This is a genomic window from Neobacillus jeddahensis, from assembly GCF_000612625.1.
Taxonomy (GTDB): domain Bacteria; phylum Bacillota; class Bacilli; order Bacillales; family Cytobacillaceae; genus Neobacillus; species Neobacillus jeddahensis.
In genome coordinates, this window is sequence record NZ_CCAS010000004.1 from 73,660 (window position 1) to 94,037 (window position 20,378).

A 20,378-nucleotide genomic window follows, 5' to 3' on the forward strand; every position below is an offset into this window, starting at 1 on the left:
CCGTTCCTCCATTGTGCCAATACTAGTTTGCAGTATCATTTTTTATTATTTAGCTATGTTAAACTCTATTGTTGATATTCTTATGATCCGCGCCCTTGCACGGCAGGACCATTGAGACTTCTCGCTCGTAAGTTGTTAGAAGATTGCATTCACTTTACCTATCATTTTCACCCAAAAACCGGAATCATAACCTTTTTATAAACTGAATTCCGTCTAAGCTTACATTAAAATGAACGGATTTACATCTATTGAAACTTGCAAGCCACTTTTCGTATCTTTTTGGTATTGATCCAGGATCATTTTGAGCGTTTTTGTCAAGTTCGGTTCCCGCTTGTATTTTATCAGACATTGGTACCGATATCTATTATTAATCCTAGGGATGGGAGAGGCCGCAGGTCCTAGTACAACCGCTTCCCTCGAAACATGGGAGCGGACATAATTGGCTATTTTCTCTGTTGCCGATACCACCGTAATCAATTGCTCATGACTTATCGTTATAAGGGATAAATAATAAAAGGGTGGGTAATGATGTGCTTTGCGGATCATCATTTCTCGCTGATAAAATAGGTCATAATCGTGATGACTAGCAAGTTCGACGCTATAGTGTTCAGGTGTATAGGTCTGGATGATCACCTCGCCTGGAAGTTGATGTCGTCCTGCTCGTCCACTAACCTGGGTCAATAGCTGGAAGGTTTTTTCAGAAGCACGAAAATCAGGTAAATGTAGCATCGTATCTGCAGAAAGCACACCAACTAACGTTATGTTTGGAAAATCTAGCCCCTTAGCAATCATTTGCGTCCCTAATAGAATATCAGCTTTTCCATCCTTAAAATCGGTTAATAGTCGCTCGTGTGAACCTTTTCGACCGGTTGTGTCTACATCCATGCGAATCACTCTTGCCTCGGGAAGAAGCTTACCCAGTTCCTCCTCAACCTTTTGTGTTCCAGTCCCAAAATAGCGAATATAGTCACTATTGCACTCAGGACACTGCTTTGGTACATGACTTTCATATCCACAATAATGGCATTTCATTTGCTCATGTACACGATGGTAGGTAAGCGAGATATCGCAATTAGGACAATTCATGACATAGCCACAGTCCCTGCACATCACAAACGAAGAGTGCCCCCGCTTATTTAAAAATAAGACGGATTGTTGCTTTTTCTCAATTCGATCTTGTAACAAGTCAAATAACTTTCGGGAGAACATGGAGCGATTGCCCTCACGGAGTTCCTCGCGCATATCAATGATGTCAACAGAAGGCAGTTTTTGATTATTCATCCGATTCGAAAGTGATAATAAGTGATACACCTTTTTTTGTGCTCTAGCGAACGACTCAAGTGAAGGAGTGGCACTGCCAAGGACCACCGGGCAATTAAAGTTTTTCGCTCTTTCTACCGCAACGTCTTTTGCGTGATAGCGAGGCATTTCTTCCTGCTTATAACTTGTCTCATGTTCCTCATCTATTATAATGATGCCGATATTTTCAAATGGGGCAAAAATGGCCGACCTTGCTCCAACGACTACTTTTACTTCCTTACGTTGAATTTTTCGCCATTCATCATATTTTTCTCCCGCTGATAAACCGCTGTGTAAAACAGCCACTAAGTCCCCAAACCTTCCTTTAAACCGATGAACCATTTGTGGCGTGAGAGCTATTTCCGGAACTAAAACGATGGCTTCCTTACCTTTTTCAATGACTTCCTGGATGGATTGTAAGTAAATTTCGGTCTTACCACTCCCAGTGACGCCATAAAGTAAAAATACCTCGTGCTGATTTAATTCAATAGCACGAAGAATTGGTGCAATTGCCGTTTGCTGAGATGTCGTTAACGGGAAGGGTTTTGTTCGCTCAAATAATCGATGTTCAAAGGGATCACGATAAACCTCCCTTTCAAATTCAGTTAACAGGTTTTTCTCAACTAGTGACTTCACGGTTGAGGCCGAGGTTTTAACATCGGCAATCAGTTTACTAACCTCAATTTCATTGAAGTGCATGGAAAAATAGCGTAATACCTGTCGTTGCTTTTCAGCTTTGACGGGTATACGGTTTATTTCAACTTCTAATTCAGCTAGAGTTACCGTTGGACGTACGAATTTCCGTTGTTTTTTCTTGACACGTTCCCTTACCACATAAATAACTTCTAACAGTCCCTTTGCTGATTCTCTTTGCAATAGAGAAACCAATCCCATTTTTAATGCTTCCTCCCAGTCAAGCATCCCTTCATTTTCAAAAAAGGATTGCAACTGCTCTGGTAAATCAGCAATAACTCTCCCAGCAGCAAGCTTTACCTTTTTTTCGTATTTGGCTTTTAAAGCGGCCGGGAGCATCACTTGAAAAGCAAAAATCTTAAAGCAAAGTGTATTTTCTGTTAACCAGTCTGCTAGTCTCAGTAATTCCTCATTTAACACGGGCACAAGATCCATGGGCTCGATGATTTCTCTTAATTTCTTAAAGTCTGATTCTGCCTTCAGCTCCGTAACAAACCCCTGGATATTTCTCGGTCCAAATGGCACCACTACTCTCATCCCTGGCTGAATAACCCCATGCCATTGTTCTGGAATTAGATAATCAAAGGCCCGGTCCGTTTGCTTTGTCGGAACATCCACAATCACACTAGCTATTTTCATTTTTATCCATATCCTTCAAAAGTGAAGTAATTTCTTCGATGATTTTTCTTGCAACATCCTTTTTTGACATTAGGGGCAGTTCGGTAACCTCTCCGGTATGTTTGAATAGAGTGACAATGTTTGTATCTGTTCCAAATCCCGCTCCCATTGTTTTCACATTATTTGCAACGATTATGTCAGCATTTTTCTTTACTAATTTTTTTCTAGCGTATTCATCTAAATTTTCAGTCTCGGCCGCAAAGCCAACCAGTACTTGATTCTTTTTCCTTTGTCCTAACTCATACAAAATGTCTTTCGTTCTTTCTAGTTCAATTGCCGTATCCCCAGCTTGTTTTTTCACCTTTTGGTCATAACTGAATTTAGGGCGATAGTCGGCGACCGCAGCCGTTTTGATGACCACATCAGCGCTATCATAATACTTTAATACAGCGTTATACATTTCTTCGGCGCTCTCGACGTTTACAAGCTCTACCCCAGCAGGAGCAATCATTTGAACCGGTCCTGAAATGAGAACAACATGAGCGCCCTGTTTTAACGTCTCTTCGGCAAGGGAATATCCCATTTTCCCGGTTGAATGATTAGAAATAAAGCGCACGGGGTCAATTTTCTCTCTTGTTGGACCTGCTGTAATCACGACCGTTTTTCCCTTTAATTGTGGTTGAAATTCATCGCTAAAGAACTTTTGAATTAACGTAACGATTTTCTCAGGCTCTTCCAGTCGTCCCTTTCCAACATAGCCACAGGCCAAGTAGCCTTCACTGGGCTCAATAAACTGATAGCCATACTCCGCTAATTGACGTAGATTTTTTTTGACAGCCGGATGATCATACATATGGACATTCATTGCTGGAGCAATCCACACAGGTGCGGTCGCCGCAAGTAATGTGGTCGTAATCATATTATCAGCTATGCCACCTGCTATTTTGGCAATTGTATTGGCCGTTGCAGGGGCAACTAAAATCAAGTCCGCCCAATCAGCAAGATTAATATGGGCGATTACTTGCGGATTTTTTTCATCAAAGGTATCAGTAAATACTTCATTACGAGACAAGGCTTGAAAGGTTAGAGGGGTAACAAATTTTTCAGCCGACTCACTTAATATGACTTTGACATGTGCCCCAGCTTGGACAAGCTTGCTCGTTAAGGCTGCTGCCTTGTAAACGGCTATACCCCCAGTTACACATAATAAAATGTTTGTATCCTTCATCTTCTTTGAATCCCCCACTTCTCGTCCATAACGGTATCTTTCTTCTTATTATGCTAGAAAGAGTATAATTTTTCATCTATTTCCTATCAGATCTCGACAATATTCAACCCTTTTAGGAAAAAAAATAAAAAAGGCTGACATGCAGGTGATTTCCCTCTTGTCAGACCTTCTTCCATGTTTATCATTTTTTACGATTTGACTAGTCTAAAGCCGATTCAGCCTTTTTTGAAACTCGATAAGTTAGTTCGCCGCTATAAATTTCTTCTAATGCTTTTCCCACATATTTATAAGAAACATATTTCGGTAATCTTTCGTCTTTTACTTGTGACATTACACGTGCACGCTTAGCAGCAACAGACACAAGAGAATATTTTGAATCAATTTTTTCTAATAATGAGTCAATAGATGGATATAACATATTATTCAACCTCCAGCAATTTTTTATAACGATGTTCTACACGTTCTCTACGACAATGTTCAGCAGTGACAATCGCCTTTACACGATCGCAGGCACGCTTTACCTGGTCATTCTCAACTACATAATCATATAATTCCATCATTTCAATTTCTTCACGGGCAGATAACATCCTATTTTGGATAATGTCTTCCGTTTCCGTGCCTCTTGTGACAATCCGATTCTTTAGTTCAGTCAAGCTTGGAGGCATAAGAAAGATAAATAAACCTTCTGGGAATTTTTCACGGACCTGTCGAGCGCCCTTTACTTCAATTTCTAAAAAGACATCTTTTCCAGCATCTAACGTTTGGCGAACATAATCAACTGGTGTTCCGTAATAGTTATCGACAAATTCGGCATACTCCAATAGCTTGCCCTGTTTGATTAATTGTTCAAACTCTTCTCTTGTTTTAAAGAAATAATCGACACCATCAATTTCGCCTTCACGTGGCGAGCGGGTCGTCATCGAAATGGAATATTCAAAGGCTGTTTCTGGATGAGAAAAAATTTCTTTTCGAACTGTCCCTTTTCCAACCCCGGATGGCCCTGAGAGTACTATCAGCAATCCTTTTTCCTGCATGTTATAAAATCCTACCCTTCATCAATAATTTCATCACGATCCGTTAAACGATGAGCCACCGTTTCTGGTTGTACAGCAGATAAAATAACATGGTCACTATCCATGACAATTACTGCACGCGTTCGTCTTCCGTATGTAGCGTCTATGAGTGAGCCTCGATCCCGAGCATCTTGAATAATCCTTTTTATTGGAGCCGATTCTGGGCTGACAATGGAAATAATACGATTGGCGGAAACAATATTTCCAAATCCAATATTAATTAATTTTATCGACATGGTCCTCATCCAATCATCAATAATATATTTTGACCGTGTTAGTCCATTTCTAAACAAGTGCTACTCGATATTCTGCACCTGTTCCTTTAGCTTCTCTAGTAAACTTTTGATCTCAACCACTGTTTTAGCAATATTTGAATCATTTGCTTTTGAACCAATCGTATTCGCCTCTCTGTTCATCTCTTGAACAATAAAATCAAGTTTTCTACCTATTGGTTCGTGATCATGTAAAGTTTGTAAGAATTGTTGAATATGGCTTTTTAAGCGTGTAATTTCCTCATTAATATCCGCTTTATCAGCAAACACAGCGACTTCAGTTAAAATCCTTGTTTCATCCACTTGTCCATTTACAAATTCCTGCATCCTTTTGGTGAGACGTTCCTTAAAGGAATGGACAACGAGAGGGGCATATTTCTGAAGTTCAAATACGTTCACTTCTAATTGGGAAGAAATAGCTAGTAAGTCTTTTTTCAGCTCTTCCCCTTCAGCCATCCGCATTTGTTTCAGTAAAATTACTGCCTCTTCCGCAGCAGTCAAGACTAATTTTTCAATCTCTTCATTTCCAGCTTCACTTTCTTCAATATGTAAAAGGTCTGTTTGATTCAGCAAATCCTGAAGTGAGATATTCCCTGCAATTCCATATTTGTTTTGAACCTCGTTGATGATTTGGTAATATTCCTCAACCAGTTTCCAATCTATATGGACTTTTCGGGTAACGATCCCTTCCCCTTCAACACCAACATACACTTCAACTCTACCACGGCGTATATGCTCACTTAATTTCTTTTTTATTTTATCTTCTATTTTTAATAGTTGTCTTGGCATGCGGATATTCATTTCAGAAAAACGGTGATTGACTGATTTAATTTCCACATTTACAGAGAAGGCGGATGATTCTTTTCTTCCTCTTCCAAAGCCTGTCATACTTATAACCATCACTTACACATCCAATCTTTGAAAAATGATCGGCTTTCTATATAAAAACAGACAAAAGGTAATAGAAGGGATTCTATTACCTTTTGGATTATAACACACTTTATTTTGTTTTTCTTAACAAAAATGATCCTGCTAATAAAAAAGTTGGTATAGACGATAGTCCCACAATTAGCAGCCAATCTTTTGCAGCAATCGGGAGAGTATGGAAAATCGGTTGCAACGGTGGATAATAGATAACCACAAGCATTAATACTAGCGAAGAAAGAACTGCCCAAACTAGGTATGGGTTTCCAAACGGATTTCTTGAAAGAACTGATTTTTCACTTCGGCAATCAAAGACATGGATAAGCTGTGCCATCACGAGTGTCGCAAAGGCGACAGTTTGCGCATAGGGGAGTTGAGACTGATCGTTTTGGTACACTATCATGAAGGATAATAAGGTAACAACGCCGATTAAGAATCCCCGTGAAACCACCTTCCAACCTAATCCTCTGGAAAAAACCCCTTCATTCGGACTGCGCGGACCACGTTTCATCACATTTTCCTCCGGTCGATCAAGCCCAAGTGCCATCGCCGGTAAACCGTCAGTCACTAAATTCACCCAAAGGATTTGGATCGGAATCAGTGGGAGCGGTAAAGCCAATATCATCGCAAACAACATAACTAAGATTTCACCCACATTTGAAGCTAATAAATAACGGACGAATTTTCGAATATTTTCATAAATGTTTCTGCCCTCTTTAATGGCAGCCTTAATTGTCGCAAAATTATCATCCAATAACACAAGTGCTGAAGCTTCTTTGGCGACATCAGTGCCAGTGATTCCCATTGCCACCCCAATATCTGCCGCCTTAATAGCAGGAGCATCATTTACTCCATCACCTGTCATTGCGACAATATGTCCTCTATTTTGTAATGCCTTAACAATTTTTAGTTTATGTTCCGGCGAAACACGAGCAAACACTGAAATGTCATCGACCACTTCTTCAAGTTCTTCGACCGACATATCAGATAATGTACTGCCTTCAAGTACCTTGCTCTTTTTCGTTAAAATTCCAAGCTGGGAAGCAATCGCTTTGGCAGTGATCACATGGTCTCCCGTAATCATGACTGTTTTTATCCCTGCAGCTTTACATTCTTTTACAGCCGCTTTTACCTCAGGTCGAGGTGGGTCAATCATACCTTGAACACCGATAAAGGTTAATTTTTTCTCTGCCTCTTGATCACTTAAAATAATGGTATTGGCTGGAATTGGCTTAAAAGCAATCGCTATCGTTCGAAGTGCCTGAGAGGCAAGACCATTGATGGCATCCTGAATCTTCATTTGCGCTTCTTTATTTAAGTACTGTGTACGCTCGTCCCATAAGACAGACTCACAAATACCTAAAATGACATCTGGTGCTCCTTTTGTCACAATAAAATGGCGCTCCTGTTTATCCTTCACATGGATACTCATCATTTTTCTAGTTGAATCAAATGGAAATTCATTAACTATGGTAAACTCATCTAATAATTTGGGACGATCAAAGCCAGCTTTCATCGCACTAACAAGTAATGCCCCTTCAGTGGGATCCCCATCAAGAATGTAATCATCTTCTTTTATTACTAATTCGGAATGATTGCATAACATCCCAAAAATAAGCATTTGCTGTAACGCTTTCTCATCTTTAGGGTGCACATTTCGTTCATTCCGATAAAACTTGCCCTGTGGCTGGTACCCTACACCATCAACTGTCCACGTATGTCCGCCACTCCAAAGGTGCGTAACAGTCATTTTGTTTTGCGTCATCGTTCCTGTTTTATCAGAACAAATGACCGAAGCGCAGCCAAGCGTTTCAACAGCTGGGAGCTTCCTAACTATTGCATTTTTCTTGATCATTTTTTGAACGCCTAGGGATAAGGCCACAGTAACGATGGCTGGCAGCCCTTCAGGTATAGCTGCAACAGCAAGGGATACACCTGCTAAAAACATTTCATACAGATCATGCCCCCGCAGTACCCCAACAGCAACAACGAGAACTGTCAGCAACAGGGCAACGGTAATTAATATTTTCCCTAACTGCTCTAAGCGGCGCTGCAAAGGGGTATCCTGCGACTCTGCATTTTGTAATAAGTCCGCTATTTGTCCCATCGCTGTTTTCATCCCTGTTGCAATGACAACACCTACCCCACTCCCCCTTGTGATCATCGTCCCCATAAAAGCGATATTTTCCATATCACCAATTCCTGGATTAGGGTTGGATAAGGGCTCTATATGTTTGGAAACAGGAACAGATTCACCAGTAAGAGCAGACTCTTCTATTTCTAAACTTTTAGATTCAATTATTCGTACATCGGCACCAATTCGATCACCACTAGCAAACTTTAAAATATCCCCGATCACAATTTCTTTGGAAGTAGCTTTGACCCACTTCCCATCGCGGAGAACCATCACCTGTGGAGCAGATAGTTCCTTTAGAGCTTGGAGAGATTTCTCCGCCCGTCTTTCTTGATAAAAACCAAGACAACCGTTAATAATGACGATCGCAATAATCGCAATTGCATCAATATATTCGCCTAATAGGCCTGAAATTAACGTTGCTGCAAGTAGCACTAATACCATAAAATCTTTAAATTGGCTAAAAAATAAGAGTAAAGCCGATTGCTTTTCTCCTTCCTCCAATTCATTTAACCCTTGAACCTTGATCCTTTGCTTTACTTCTTCTTGTGATAATCCCGAAGAAAAGTCGGTTTCTAAGGCCTTTTCTACCTGATCTATCTTCATTTCGTGGAATTTCATCCGACCATCTCACTTCCCCCTTTGATAGACATACTCTAAAGAAAGCATATTCAGGGTCGTCCAAAAAAATGCTATCTGAACATGTAATGCAGAGTAAAATAAGACAGAATTTAAAATTGTAGGATATAATATAGTGAGGCTTCAATCATTGAGGGTCTAACCGAGGACCGTTACTAGCGGATGAAGTTATATGTTAGAAGAAAAGGATGTTTTACAATGTCATTTGATGGTTTATTTACAAAAGCGATGGTGGATGAACTGATTCGTTCCTTAAAAGGCGGACGAATTAATAAAGTCCATCAACCATATAAAAATGAAGTAATTCTTACGATCCGAGCAAACGGTGGCAATCAAAAGCTCCTATTATCTGCTCACCCTAGCTATTCACGAGTTCAACTCACTAATGAAGCCTACGACAATCCAAGTGAACCACCAATGTTTTGTATGCTGCTCAGGAAGCATATTGAAGGACATATATTAGAAGATTTATATCAAGTTGATAATGACCGAATGATCATCTTAGAAATCAAAGGTCGGAACGAGCTTGGAGATCTTAGCTATAAACAGTTAATAATTGAAATTATGGGACGACATAGCAATATTGTATTAGTTGATAAAACACGAAACGTGATTCTTGACAGTGTTAAGCATGTCTCGTTTGCGGTAAACAGTCACAGAGCCATTTTACCAGGTCAGCCTTACATTTATCCACCAGAGCAACATAAACAAAATCCTTTTTCGGCAGTTGAAGGGGATGTACTAAAGAAGCTTGATTTTAATGGTGGCAAGCTCGACCGTCAGCTAGTCGAGCAGTTTGCCGGGATTTCACCACTATTTGCGAAAGAAGTAATCTTTCAATCTGGACTAGCCAATCGCAACACTGTCCCCTCAATGTTTGTCCAGCTGATTCGAAAAATAGCAGAAGGTGATATCTCCCCTTCAATCATGACGAGCAATGGAAAGGAATCGTTTTACCTTTTCCCGCTTGGACATATTAAGGGAGAAGAGAAGTCCTTTCCCACTCTAAGTGAGTTGCTAGATCGCTTTTATTTCGGTAAAGCCGAACGGGACCGGGTCAAGCAGCAAGGTCATGATATTGAACGATTGATCAGTAATGAAAAAGAAAAAAATGATAAGAAGATTGTTAAGCTCGAAGATACATTAAAGGAAGCCGCACGTGCAGAGCAGTTTCAGCTAAATGGGGAATTATTAACGGCCAATCTTTATGCAGCAAAAAAAGGAATGAAGGAGATTGAAGTCGTTAATTATTACGATGAATTGGGCGGTACAATGGTGATTCCGCTTGATCCAAGGAAAACGCCATCGGAGAATGCTCAAAAGTATTTTTCCAAATACCAAAAGGCGAAAAATGCTGTGGCTGTTGTCGTTGAACAAATTGAGATGGCGCGTGAGGAAGTTGCCTATTTTGATAATTTAATTCAGCAGGTTCAAGCTGCCTCTCCTAAAGATATTCAGGAAATTCGCGAGGAATTGGTCGAGGGCGGCTATATTCGTGAACGCCAGAAAAAGGGGAATAAGAAAAGCAAGCAATCTAAACCGGTGCTAGATCATTTTGTTGCATCAGATGGAACAGAGATTATCGTAGGGAAAAATAATAAGCAAAATGACTTTTTAACAAATAAATTGGCGGCACGGGATGAAATTTGGTTTCATACAAAGGATATTCCCGGATCCCATGTGGTCATCCGCACTAAGGAACCTTCAGATGAAACGATTAGGGAAGCTGCCATATTAGCTGCTTATTACAGTAAAGCACGGAACTCAAGTTCAGTACCAGTCGACTTTACAAAGGTTCGCCATGTGAAAAAGCCAAGTGGGGCCAAGCCAGGTTTTGTCATTTATGACAACCAGCAAACGGTTTATGTTACCCCTGATGAGGAACTAGTGTTGCAATTGAAAAAGTGAATGATTAAGGGGAGCTCAAAAATTTGAGCTCCCCTTGTTCATCTTCTTAATCAGCCATGATCATATTATTTTTGAAGCAGTTGTTCGAACTGATTACTCCATGAAGACGGATCCTTCCTCCATAACAACAAACTTTGTTGATCCTCAGCACTGACAACTTCATTTACAATCGCTACCTCAATTAAGGTTGAAAAGTCGGTCAGCGAGAAACTCGTAATCGCCGCCTCCTTAAGCAGCTGTTTCCCTTTTTCTAATCCGTATGTAAAGATTGATACCACTCCAAGCACTTCACAACCTGATTCCCTTAAAGCCTCTACTGCGGTAATAACACTGCCGCCAGTTGAAATCAAATCTTCCACAACGACAACCTTTTGACCTCGTTCAACTTTTCCTTCAATTTGATTGCCTTTGCCATGACCCTTCGCTTTTGAGCGAACATAACACATGGGTAATTCCATCCGGTCACTAACCCAAGCAGCATGTGGAATTCCTGCTGTCGCTGTTCCGGCAATAACGTCTGCTTCAGGAAAGTTTTCAAGAATTAGGTTTTGTAACCCTTGGGCAATTTCGCTTCTAGCCGCCGGGTATGAAAGTGTCAAACGATTATCACAATATATGGGGGACCTTAACCCTGATGTCCATGTAAATGGAGTTTGCGGTCTTAATGCTACTGCATTGATTTCTAAAAGTAGTTCAGCAAATTTCTCTTTCATTGATAGATTCCCCTCCAAATATTCATCCATTGGTCATAGCTTTTCACTGGATCGGCTGACCGCGTTATCGATCGCCCCACCACAATAGCATTTACGCCTGCTTGTCTTGCGAATTCAGGAGTTGCCACACGTTTTTGGTCTCCAACTTGATCTGACTCCATTCTGATCCCTGGGCAAACGGTTAAAAAGGAGTTACTAGTTTGATCGTGAATAGCTTGCGATTCCCAGGCTGAACAAACCACCCCATCTAAGCCAGCCTGATTGGCTATGGATGCGTAATGAAGAACAGATTTCTTTAAGCTAACCGGGATGAGTTGCTCATCATTCATCTGCTCCTGTGACGTACTTGTCAATTGGGTGACGGCGATACACTTGGGACGCTTTCGTCCTGCGGTGGTCCCTGCCTCCAAACCTTCTAATGCTGCCTGCATCATCTCTTTGCCACCAGCTGCATGAACATTGACAAGATCGCATTCCAGTCGTGCCAAACCCTTCATGGCACTTTTTACAGTATTCGGTATATCATGGAGCTTTAAATCTAGGAAAATATGATGTCCTTTATCTTTCAAAAGCTGAATAATAGCAGGCCCCTCTTGATAAAATAGCTCCATACCCACTTTAACAAAAAGCTCTCGACCTTCAAACGACTGCAAAAAACGAGATACTTCGCTGCTATTGGCGAAATCAAGCGCGATGATAAGCGAATTGTTCATGTTTTTTCCAACTCCTTCCCTGACATTCACTGATATGTTCAAAACCTAATGTTTCTAACATATTGGGTAATTCCTCAATGATCGTTGGACAAACAAATGGATCCACAAAATTCGCTGTACCAACGGCAACGGCGCTGGCACCTGCATAAAAGAACTCAAGAACATCTGCAGCCGTCTGAATTCCACCCATGCCAATGATTGGAATATTTACTGCTTGACTCACTTCATAAATCATCCGTATCGCTACAGGCTTAATCGCTGGTCCTGATAATCCTCCTGTTCGATTGGCAAGAATGGGCTTGCCTGTCTTGATGTCAAGGCGCATCCCGATAAGCGTATTAATCATGGTTAAGCCGTCAGCACCACCTTCTTCTACTGCTTTCGCCATTTCAACGATATTCGTTACATTTGGTGACAGCTTCACATAGACCGGCACAGCTGATATGGCCTTTACTTTCTTGGTTAATTGCCTGGCCACCTCTGGAATCGTTCCAAAGGCAATCCCGCCCGTTTTTACATTCGGACATGAAATATTTAATTCAAGTGCATGGACATTTGGGGCTTGCGATATTTCTTTCGCAACCGTAATATAATCCTCTTCAACGGACCCCGCCACATTAGCGATAATGGGCACATCATATTGGGCTAACCATGGAAGCTCTTCCCCCATCACTTTTTGGAGACCTGGATTTTGCAATCCAATCGCATTCAGCATGCCCGCATTCGTTTCTGCTACCCGTGGAGTTGGATTTCCGAATCTCGGTTCTACTGTTGTCGCTTTTATCATAATCGCCCCAAGCGTACTAAGATCATAGAACTGACTATATTCCTTGCCAAATCCAAAGCATCCTGAGGCTGGCATAATCGGATTTTTAAGGGTTAATCCAGGTAATTCGATGTTTAAACGACTCATATTAGTACCTCCCCAGCACGGAAAACTGGTCCATCACTGCATACTTTTTTATAGGAAACTCCTGTTGGATCATCTGTTTGTTTACAAACACAGGCGAAGCAAGCACCAATCCCACAGCCCATTCTTTCTTCTAGTGATAGAAATACTTTTTCATCCGGATATTGTTTGGCAATAGCTTGTAACATTGACGTTGGTCCGCATGTATACAGACAATCAAATTGAATATCTTTGATAATATCGGTAACAAAGCCTTTGCTGCCATACGTTCCATCGACAGTGGCAACGTATGTTTCCCCATTTTCTAAAAATTTATCCTCGTAAAAGCTCGCTGCCCTTGTTTGAAAGCCGAGCACGTGAATCACGTGAACCCCGTTTGCAGCAAGCTGATTGGAAAGCTCATATAGTGGGGGAACTCCGATTCCACCACCTACGAGCAAAGCTGTTTCCCCACTGCTAACTTCCTCAATTGGAAACCCGTTCCCTAACGGCCCAAGAATATCGATCTCCATCCCTGCAACCATTTTTGTTAATAATGACGTTCCGTGTCCTTCTTTCCGATAAATCATAGTAAACTGCAGCTTATTTCGATCATAAGAACAGATGCTAATCGGTCTGCGTAAGAGAGGATCGCCTCCGCTTGCGACTCGTAGATGAACAAATTGCCCTGGTGCAACGATTTCACGTGTTAACTGTGCTGACACCGTAAGCTCATAAATATTCGTAGCGATCTCGGTCTGGCTGATGATTTTGCATAGTTCTTTTTGGATCATGCAAATACCTCCTCCTTTATGAGCGTATTCATCGCTTCTGTTGAGAAATTCATTGATTCAATGACTTTAAGGATAGCATCAGCGGTATCCAATGAAGTTAAACACGGCACCCCATTTTCTACTGCCTCGCGGCGGATCCTAAATCCATCTCGAGCAGGCTGTTTCCCTTTCGTTAACGTATTAATAATAAACTGTGCCTCACCTCGATGGATGACATCCAACAACGTTTGGCCTTCCGCACCAATTTTTCCAACAACTTTGACTGGAAGCCCCGCAGCTTGTAAAACAGCAGCTGTCCCACTTGTTGCCATTAATCGATACCCATTCGCTGCAAAACGGAGCGCTAGTTTTAATGCTTCTTGCTTATCTTTATTAGCGACTGTAAATAGGACCGTACCAAATTGTTTAATATTCATCCCTGAAGCGACTAATCCTTTATATAATGCTTTTTCAAGCGTATGGTCTTTACCCATAACCTCTCCTGTCGACTTCATTTCTGGTCCAAGCGTAATATCTACACTCTTAAGCTTTGCGAAGGAAAACACAGGAACCTTTACATATACTCCCTCTTTCTCTGTTACAAGGCCAGGAATATAGCCTTGATCGAGAATGGACACGCCTAGAATGGCTTTAGTGGCTATCTTCGCCATTGGGATGTTTGTGATTTTACTTAAGAATGGGACCGTTCGGCTTGAACGGGGATTGACTTCAAGAACATATACTTGATCTCCGGCCAGAACATACTGGATGTTTAATAATCCAATTATCTTTAAGCCCCTTGCTAATTTCTCTGTATATTCCACCAGTGTCTGCTTTACAGACTCTGAAAGAGTTTGTGGGGGATACACAGCTATCGAGTCACCAGAATGGACCCCTGCTCGCTCAATATGTTCCATAATTCCAGGGATTAAGACATTTTCCCCATCACAAATGGCATCGACTTCTATTTCCTTTCCGGTTAAATAACGATCAATTAAGACGGGGTGTTCAGGATTTATTTTCACAGCATTCTCCATATAATGAAGCAGTTCATTTTCATGGTAAACAATTTCCATCGCTCTGCCGCCGAGGACATAGGAAGGTCGGACTAGAACAGGGTAGCCGATTTCTTTTGCAATCAGGATGGCTTCATCTACTGAAAGAGCCGTTTTACCAAGTGGCTGTGGAATCGTTAACTGTTCGAGCGCCTGTTCAAATTTATCTCTATTTTCAGCTCGGTCTAAATCCTCAAGACTGGTCCCAAGAATTTTCACTCCGTTTTCTTCTAGCGCTGCCGCCAGATTAATCGCTGTTTGTCCGCCAAATTGGACAATAACCCCGATCGGTTTTTCCAATTCAATAACGTTCATAACATCCTCAATGGTGAGCGGTTCGAAATAAAGCTTATCTGAAATACTGAAGTCGGTTGAAACGGTCTCAGGATTGTTGTTGATAATGATCGCTTCATAGCCAGCCTCTTTAATCGCTTTTACTGAATGGACGGTCGCATAATCAAATTCAATCCCTTGACCGATGCGAATTGGACCGGATCCAAGGACCATGACACTTTTTCGCGCTGTTACGATCGACTCGTTTTCCTCTTCATAAGTGCCATAGTAATAAGGGGTAGCTGATTCAAATTCTGATGCACAGGTATCAACCATTTTATAAACCGGGTTAATCCCAGCCTGCTTACGGAAGTAAATAAGCTCACTCTCATTCATTTGCCAGAGCTCAGCGAGTTTTTTATCTGTAAAGCCCTTTTGCTTGGCTTCAAGTAGCAATTCTTTATCAAACTGTTTTTCAATAAGTTCTGTTTCTAGGTCTATAAGCCCTTCCATTTTCTTCAAAAAGAACAGATCGATTTTACTCCATTGATGGATTGTTTCGGTTTTCAAGCCCCGTTTTAACCCTTCAGCAATGTAAAAGAGCCGTTCATCTCCGGCCTTGCGGATCCGTTTCTCGAGCAAAGCATCATCAATTTCATCCGCCCCATTTAATTCAAAATGGTAAACGCCTGCTTCGAGGGAACGTATTGCTTTAAGCAATGATTCTTCAAAGGTTCTGCCTATCGCCATAATTTCGCCCGTTGCTTTCATTTGTGTACCTAATGAACGATTTCCTGATTCAAATTTATCAAACGGCCATCTTGGGATTTTCGTCACGATATAATCGAGTGCAGGTTCAAAGCATGCGTATGTTTTACCTGTTACTGGATTCATCATTTCATCAAGTGTTAACCCTACAGCGATTTTTGCAGCGAGCTTGGCAATCGGATAACCAGTCGCTTTAGATGCCAATGCCGATGAACGACTTACACGTGGATTTACTTCGATAATATAATATTGGAAGCTTGCAGGATCCAAAGCCAGTTGAACGTTACAGCCACCTTCAATCCCTAGGGCCCGAATAATTTTTAATGATACATTTCGCAGCAGTTGATATTCTCGATCACTCAATGTCTGACTTGGCGCAACCACAATGGAATCGCCTGTATGGACGCCAACTGGATCAATGTTTTCCATATTACAGACTACAATCGCCGTGTCATTGCTATCACGCATGACTTCGTATTCTATCTCTTTAAAACCAGCTATACTTTTTTCAAGTAAACATTGATTTACAGGGCTATGCTTTAAGCCGCTTGTCACGATTTCCGTAAGCTCTTCCTCCGTATGACAAATTCCTCCGCCAGTTCCACCTAACGTATAGGCAGGTCGAACAATGACTGGAAAGCCAATCCTGTCAACAAATGCTTGGGCTTCTGCCAGTTCATGGATAATCTCACTATCTGGAACAGGTTCCTGTAACTCATTCATTAAGCTGCGGAAGAGATCCCTGTCCTCTGCTTGCTTAATAGCAGAAAGTTTAGTGCCAAGGATTTCAACGCCATATTCCGCCAAAACGCCTGACTCTGAAAGCGCAACAGCAAGGTTAAGACCTGTTTGCCCACCGAGCGTTGCAAGCAGGGCATCAGGACGCTCTTTCCTGATGATTTGGCTTACAAACTCAACTGTCAATGGCTCGATATAAACGCGATCAGCAATCTCTGTATCTGTCATAATGGTCGCAGGGTTAGAGTTTACAAGAATGACACGGTACCCTTCTTCTTTTAAAGCGATACAAGCCTGGGTGCCGGCATAATCAAATTCCGCCGCCTGACCGATGACAATGGGTCCTGAGCCGATTACTAAAATAGAGTGGATATCTGTACGTTTAGGCATGTGCTGAAACCTCCAGTTTGTTTTCTTCCATCAGCGCAAGAAACTGATCAAATAAACCGTTCGCATCTTCTGGTCCAGGGGATGCTTCAGGATGATACTGAACAGTGAAGGCTGGATAATCTAGATGTCGCAACCCTTCTACTGATCCATCATTAATGGCAATATGGGTGATGGATAAACTTGTATTGTTAATTGAAGCAGCTTCAACTGTATAGCCATGATTTTGTGATGTAATCGCAATTTTACCTGTAGCCAAGTCTTTCACAGGGTGGTTAGAACCACGATGGCCAAACTTCATTTTTTCGGTATTGGCCCCGCACGCAAGGGCAAACAATTGATGACCAAGACAAATCCCAAACAACGGAACTTTCCCTATCACTTCTCTAAGCATATCGATTGCTTCCGGTACATCCTTCGGATCCCCAGGGCCATTGGAAAGCATAATTCCATCCGGTCTTAAGTGGAGGATTTCCGCTGCAGTTGTGTGGTAGGGAACGACAATGACATCACAGTCACGTTGGTTGAGTTCCCGTAAGATTCCATGCTTCATGCCAAAATCCACCAACACTACCCTTTTTCCTCTCCCTGGGCTTGGATAAGCATTTTTCGTGGAAACCTGTTTGACTTGGTTGGTAGGCAGTTGTGCTTTATGTAATTTTCGTAATACCTCGTCAGGATTTTTATCGATGCCACAGATTGCTCCCTTTAAGGTACCGTATTGACGAATAATTCTCGTTAATTTCCGTGTATCAATCCCCATAATGCCAGGAATTTTTTTCATTTGAAAATATTCATCGATGGTCATTTCACTGCGCCAATTAGAGGGAAACTCCGTAGCTTCCTTGACAATAAATCCTTTCACAGCAGGATGAATAGATTCGAAATCGTCACGATTTATTCCATAGTTTCCGATTAGTGGATAGGTTAGTGTAACAATCTGTCCACAATAGGATGGGTCCGAGAGGATTTCTTGATAGCCCGTCATCCCTGTGTTAAAAACTATTTCTCCAATGGTTTCCGTGTCACCGCCAAAGCCTTTACCGATCATAATTGTACCGTCTTCTAATATCAGTTGTTTTTTCATGCTAGTACACATCCTTTTTCCCAAGCTATTTTCCCTGCAGCGATGGTTAGCTCTGGCCACCCCGTACATGCCCAGCCGCCAAATGGCGTATTTTTGCCTTTAGATAAAAATTCTTCAGGGTTAATAACCTGTTCTTCTTCTAAGTTTAAGATCACCAAGTCAGCTGGTGCACCTACTTCAATTTTTCCGTATGGAAGCGCAAAGGCATTTGCAGGCTTGACGGTTAACCATTCAAGTAATTGTTCAAGTGTGATGATTTGTTTTCGAACCAGTTCAGTGTAAAGAAGTGGAAAGGCTGATTCTAAGCCAACGATGCCGAAGGGCGCCAATATCATGCCTTCCTGTTTTTCTTCTGTTGTATGTGGAGCATGATCGGTAGCGATAAAATCTATTGTTCCATCAAGTAATCCTTCAATGAGAGCTGCCCGATCTTCCGTATCACGAAGTGGCGGATTCATTTTGTAATTTGCATCTAATCCCGGAATATCATTTTGGGTCAACAATAAATGATGCGGTGTTACTTCCGCTGTAACCTTAATACCTGCGCGTTTGGCATCTCTTATCACCCGAACAGATTCTTTCGTACTAACATGACATACATGATAATGACAGCCTGCTGCTTCTGCTAGCAGTACATCTCGGGCAATTTGCACAGATTCACAAACGGAGGGAATTCCATTTAAACCGTGGTCTTTTGCAAATGACCCATCATGGACGCACCCCTTATGAATAAGTGTATTTTCTTCGCAATGAGCAACAATCGCCATATTGACATCGGTAGCTTTACGCATTGCTGCAAGCATCATATCAGCGGACTGAACTCCAACCCCATCATCAGTAAAAGCAAAAGCCCCAGCCTCCTTAAGCGACTTGAAATCCGTTAACTCTTGCCCCGCCTGTCTCAGGGTAATCGAAGCATACGGAAGCACTCTCACTCGAGCTGACTCCTTTATGCGTCTTTGCAAGTCGTTCATATGGTTTATGGTGTCAGGCACCGGTCTTGTGTTTGGCATGTTGGCAATAGTAGTAAATCCGCCTCTTGCAGCTGCCTGTGTGCCAGTGGCGATGGTTTCTTTTTTTTCTCCACCTGGTTCACGGAGGTGGACATGAAGGTCGATAAAACCTGGTGATACTATTTTTCCTTTGGCATCTACTGTTCGATCGACAGCTTCGTCTAGGTTAGATTCTATTTTCGAAATTTCACCATCTTCTATTAATATATCTTTGTTGATCCATTCACCATTAGATGCTATGTAACAAGCGTTCTGAATAAGTAGTTTCATATCCATTTCCTCCTTCTAAGCTTTCAATTGAGCGCTTAATGGCCGCCATTCTGACATAAACTCCATTTTCCATTTGCTTAAAGATTCTAGATCTTTGGCACTCTACCAAACTATCAGCTATTTCAACATTTCTATTTACAGGAGCAGGATGCATAATGATACTGCCCGGCTTCATCATTTTTTCCCTTTCAATTGTTAAACCAAATTGTTGATGGTACTCATTGGCCGTGTAGCTGCTTTTTTGTTGATGCCGCTCATGCTGAACTCGCAGGAGCATCACTACATCCGCTTCTAGAATGGCTCGCTCAATCGGCTTATACCTACTGATGCCACTTTGCACATCAAACCATTCTGGTGGACCAGAAAAGGTTATGTTAGCGCCTAACCTTGTTAGGACGTCAGCATTTGAACGTGCCACGCGGCTATGACGAATATCGCCAATAATCGAAATGTTCAATCCTTTAAATCCGCTAAATTCCTGTTGGATTGTCAATAAATCTAGCAGTGATTGAGTTGGATGGTGACCACACCCATCCCCGCCATTAATAATTGGAATGTTGACCTTCTCAACCAATTCATCAAAATAGCGATCTTGTTCATGGCGAATGACCATTGCTTTTACGCCAATCGATTCTAAAGTTTTCACCGTATCATAAAGTGTCTCACCCTTTTGGACACTAGATGTTTGGACTTCAAACGGAATGACCTCTAACCCTAGTCGTCTTTCAGCCACCTCAAAGCTACTTTTTGTTCTCGTGCTTGGTTCAAAAAACAAGTTTGCAGTAAACATTTGCCCTTCTGGATTCCACTTCCGTCCGGCTTTAAAGCTATTGGCATCTGCTAAGATTTGATTAATCTCTTCCACTTTTAATTCATTTGTGGTTAATAAGTGACGTATCATTCATCTTTCC

Annotated in this window: 16 protein-coding genes; 1 reads left to right on the forward strand and 15 read right to left on the reverse strand. The window is 41.6% G+C overall.

All coding sequences use genetic code 11. The annotated features are described in order from the left end of the window. Positions 1 to 219: 219 nt before the first annotated feature. The 7 genes from priA to TY15_RS02930 all read right to left on the reverse strand — a co-directional run bounded on the left by priA (position 220) and on the right by TY15_RS02930 (position 8,862). The gene (gene priA / locus TY15_RS02900; RefSeq protein ID WP_040204918.1) at positions 220 to 2,631 is read right to left on the reverse strand and encodes a primosomal protein N'; all 2,412 of its coding nucleotides are present in this window, start codon (positions 2,629 to 2,631) and stop codon (positions 220 to 222) included. Continuing rightward, the gene (coaBC, locus tag TY15_RS02905; RefSeq protein ID WP_040204917.1) at positions 2,618 to 3,838 is read right to left on the reverse strand and encodes a bifunctional phosphopantothenoylcysteine decarboxylase/phosphopantothenate--cysteine ligase CoaBC; all 1,221 of its coding nucleotides are present in this window, start codon (positions 3,836 to 3,838) and stop codon (positions 2,618 to 2,620) included. Before coaBC ends, priA begins: the two co-directional genes overlap by 14 nt. A 199-nt stretch (positions 3,839 to 4,037) precedes the next feature. Further along, positions 4,038 to 4,256, reverse strand: coding sequence for a DNA-directed RNA polymerase subunit omega (gene rpoZ / locus TY15_RS02910; RefSeq protein ID WP_040204915.1), 219 nt, complete (start codon positions 4,254 to 4,256; stop codon positions 4,038 to 4,040). A gap of 1 nt (position 4,257) precedes the next feature. Further along, positions 4,258 to 4,872: a guanylate kinase gene (gene gmk, locus TY15_RS02915; RefSeq protein WP_040204914.1), complete on the reverse strand. Its 615-nt coding sequence runs from the start codon at positions 4,870 to 4,872 to the stop codon at positions 4,258 to 4,260. A gap of 11 nt (positions 4,873 to 4,883) precedes the next feature. Further along, entirely contained in the window at positions 4,884 to 5,147 is a 264-nt protein-coding gene (gene remA / locus TY15_RS02920; protein WP_040204912.1) for an extracellular matrix/biofilm regulator RemA, read from the reverse strand. A 60-nt stretch (positions 5,148 to 5,207) separates the two neighbouring features. Then, positions 5,208 to 6,083: a YicC/YloC family endoribonuclease gene (locus tag TY15_RS02925; protein ID WP_040204910.1), complete on the reverse strand. Its 876-nt coding sequence runs from the start codon at positions 6,081 to 6,083 to the stop codon at positions 5,208 to 5,210. A gap of 100 nt (positions 6,084 to 6,183) precedes the next feature. Further along, complete coding sequence (locus TY15_RS02930) at positions 6,184 to 8,862, reverse strand: calcium-translocating P-type ATPase, SERCA-type (protein WP_040204908.1); 2,679 nt, start codon at positions 8,860 to 8,862, stop codon at positions 6,184 to 6,186. A gap of 216 nt (positions 8,863 to 9,078) precedes the next feature. Between TY15_RS02930 and TY15_RS02935 the strand changes: the two genes are divergently transcribed. Further along, positions 9,079 to 10,788, forward strand: coding sequence for an Rqc2 family fibronectin-binding protein (locus TY15_RS02935; protein WP_040204906.1), 1,710 nt, complete (start codon positions 9,079 to 9,081; stop codon positions 10,786 to 10,788). Between the two features lie 65 nt (positions 10,789 to 10,853). On the opposite strand, the gene pyrE is transcribed toward TY15_RS02935, so the two are convergent. Genes pyrE through TY15_RS02975 form a run of 8 tightly spaced genes read right to left on the reverse strand, consistent with a single transcriptional unit; the run spans position 10,854 to position 20,365 of the window. After that, positions 10,854 to 11,501, reverse strand: coding sequence for an orotate phosphoribosyltransferase (gene pyrE, locus TY15_RS02940; protein WP_040204905.1), 648 nt, complete (start codon positions 11,499 to 11,501; stop codon positions 10,854 to 10,856). Then, positions 11,498 to 12,214: an orotidine-5'-phosphate decarboxylase gene (gene pyrF / locus TY15_RS02945; protein ID WP_040204904.1), complete on the reverse strand. Its 717-nt coding sequence runs from the start codon at positions 12,212 to 12,214 to the stop codon at positions 11,498 to 11,500. The genes pyrE and pyrF overlap by 4 nt, the downstream gene beginning before the upstream one ends. Continuing rightward, positions 12,186 to 13,127 carry a dihydroorotate dehydrogenase gene (locus TY15_RS02950; RefSeq protein WP_040204903.1) on the reverse strand — a complete coding sequence of 314 codons (942 nt, stop codon included), beginning with the start codon at positions 13,125 to 13,127 and terminating at the stop codon, positions 12,186 to 12,188. The genes pyrF and TY15_RS02950 overlap by 29 nt, the downstream gene beginning before the upstream one ends. Next, a complete protein-coding gene (locus tag TY15_RS02955; RefSeq protein ID WP_040204902.1) occupies positions 13,124 to 13,897 on the reverse strand; it encodes a dihydroorotate dehydrogenase electron transfer subunit in 774 nt (257 codons plus the stop codon). The genes TY15_RS02950 and TY15_RS02955 overlap by 4 nt, the downstream gene beginning before the upstream one ends. Further along, a complete protein-coding gene (carB, locus tag TY15_RS02960; protein ID WP_040204900.1) occupies positions 13,894 to 17,100 on the reverse strand; it encodes a carbamoyl-phosphate synthase large subunit in 3,207 nt (1,068 codons plus the stop codon). Before carB ends, TY15_RS02955 begins: the two co-directional genes overlap by 4 nt. Beyond that, complete coding sequence (locus tag TY15_RS02965; RefSeq protein WP_040204899.1) at positions 17,093 to 18,184, reverse strand: carbamoyl phosphate synthase small subunit; 1,092 nt, start codon at positions 18,182 to 18,184, stop codon at positions 17,093 to 17,095. Before TY15_RS02965 ends, carB begins: the two co-directional genes overlap by 8 nt. Continuing rightward, the gene (locus TY15_RS02970; protein ID WP_040204897.1) at positions 18,181 to 19,467 is read right to left on the reverse strand and encodes a dihydroorotase; all 1,287 of its coding nucleotides are present in this window, start codon (positions 19,465 to 19,467) and stop codon (positions 18,181 to 18,183) included. Before TY15_RS02970 ends, TY15_RS02965 begins: the two co-directional genes overlap by 4 nt. Then, complete coding sequence (locus TY15_RS02975; RefSeq protein WP_040204928.1) at positions 19,427 to 20,365, reverse strand: aspartate carbamoyltransferase catalytic subunit; 939 nt, start codon at positions 20,363 to 20,365, stop codon at positions 19,427 to 19,429. Before TY15_RS02975 ends, TY15_RS02970 begins: the two co-directional genes overlap by 41 nt. Positions 20,366 to 20,378: the final 13 nt, after the last annotated feature.

What these genes read in the sequence shown, in the direction of transcription:
- priA (WP_040204918.1), bottom strand. Translation starts at nt 2,631, where the DNA reads ATGAAAATAGCTAGTGTGATTGTGGATGTTCCGACAAAGCAAACGGAC.
- coaBC (WP_040204917.1), bottom strand. Translation starts at nt 3,838, where the DNA reads ATGAAGGATACAAACATTTTATTATGTGTAACTGGGGGTATAGCCGTT.
- rpoZ (WP_040204915.1), bottom strand. Translation starts at nt 4,256, where the DNA reads ATGTTATATCCATCTATTGACTCATTATTAGAAAAAATTGATTCAAAA.
- gmk (WP_040204914.1), bottom strand. Translation starts at nt 4,872, where the DNA reads ATGCAGGAAAAAGGATTGCTGATAGTACTCTCAGGGCCATCCGGGGTT.
- remA (WP_040204912.1), bottom strand. Translation starts at nt 5,147, where the DNA reads ATGTCGATAAAATTAATTAATATTGGATTTGGAAATATTGTTTCCGCC.
- TY15_RS02925 (WP_040204910.1), bottom strand. Translation starts at nt 6,083, where the DNA reads ATGGTTATAAGTATGACAGGCTTTGGAAGAGGAAGAAAAGAATCATCC.
- TY15_RS02930 (WP_040204908.1), bottom strand. Translation starts at nt 8,862, where the DNA reads ATGAAATTCCACGAAATGAAGATAGATCAGGTAGAAAAGGCCTTAGAA.
- TY15_RS02935 (WP_040204906.1), top strand. Translation starts at nt 9,079, where the DNA reads ATGTCATTTGATGGTTTATTTACAAAAGCGATGGTGGATGAACTGATT.
- pyrE (WP_040204905.1), bottom strand. Translation starts at nt 11,501, where the DNA reads ATGAAAGAGAAATTTGCTGAACTACTTTTAGAAATCAATGCAGTAGCA.
- pyrF (WP_040204904.1), bottom strand. Translation starts at nt 12,214, where the DNA reads ATGAACAATTCGCTTATCATCGCGCTTGATTTCGCCAATAGCAGCGAA.
- TY15_RS02950 (WP_040204903.1), bottom strand. Translation starts at nt 13,127, where the DNA reads ATGAGTCGTTTAAACATCGAATTACCTGGATTAACCCTTAAAAATCCG.
- TY15_RS02955 (WP_040204902.1), bottom strand. Translation starts at nt 13,897, where the DNA reads ATGATCCAAAAAGAACTATGCAAAATCATCAGCCAGACCGAGATCGCT.
- carB (WP_040204900.1), bottom strand. Translation starts at nt 17,100, where the DNA reads ATGCCTAAACGTACAGATATCCACTCTATTTTAGTAATCGGCTCAGGA.
- TY15_RS02965 (WP_040204899.1), bottom strand. Translation starts at nt 18,184, where the DNA reads ATGAAAAAACAACTGATATTAGAAGACGGTACAATTATGATCGGTAAA.
- TY15_RS02970 (WP_040204897.1), bottom strand. Translation starts at nt 19,467, where the DNA reads ATGAAACTACTTATTCAGAACGCTTGTTACATAGCATCTAATGGTGAA.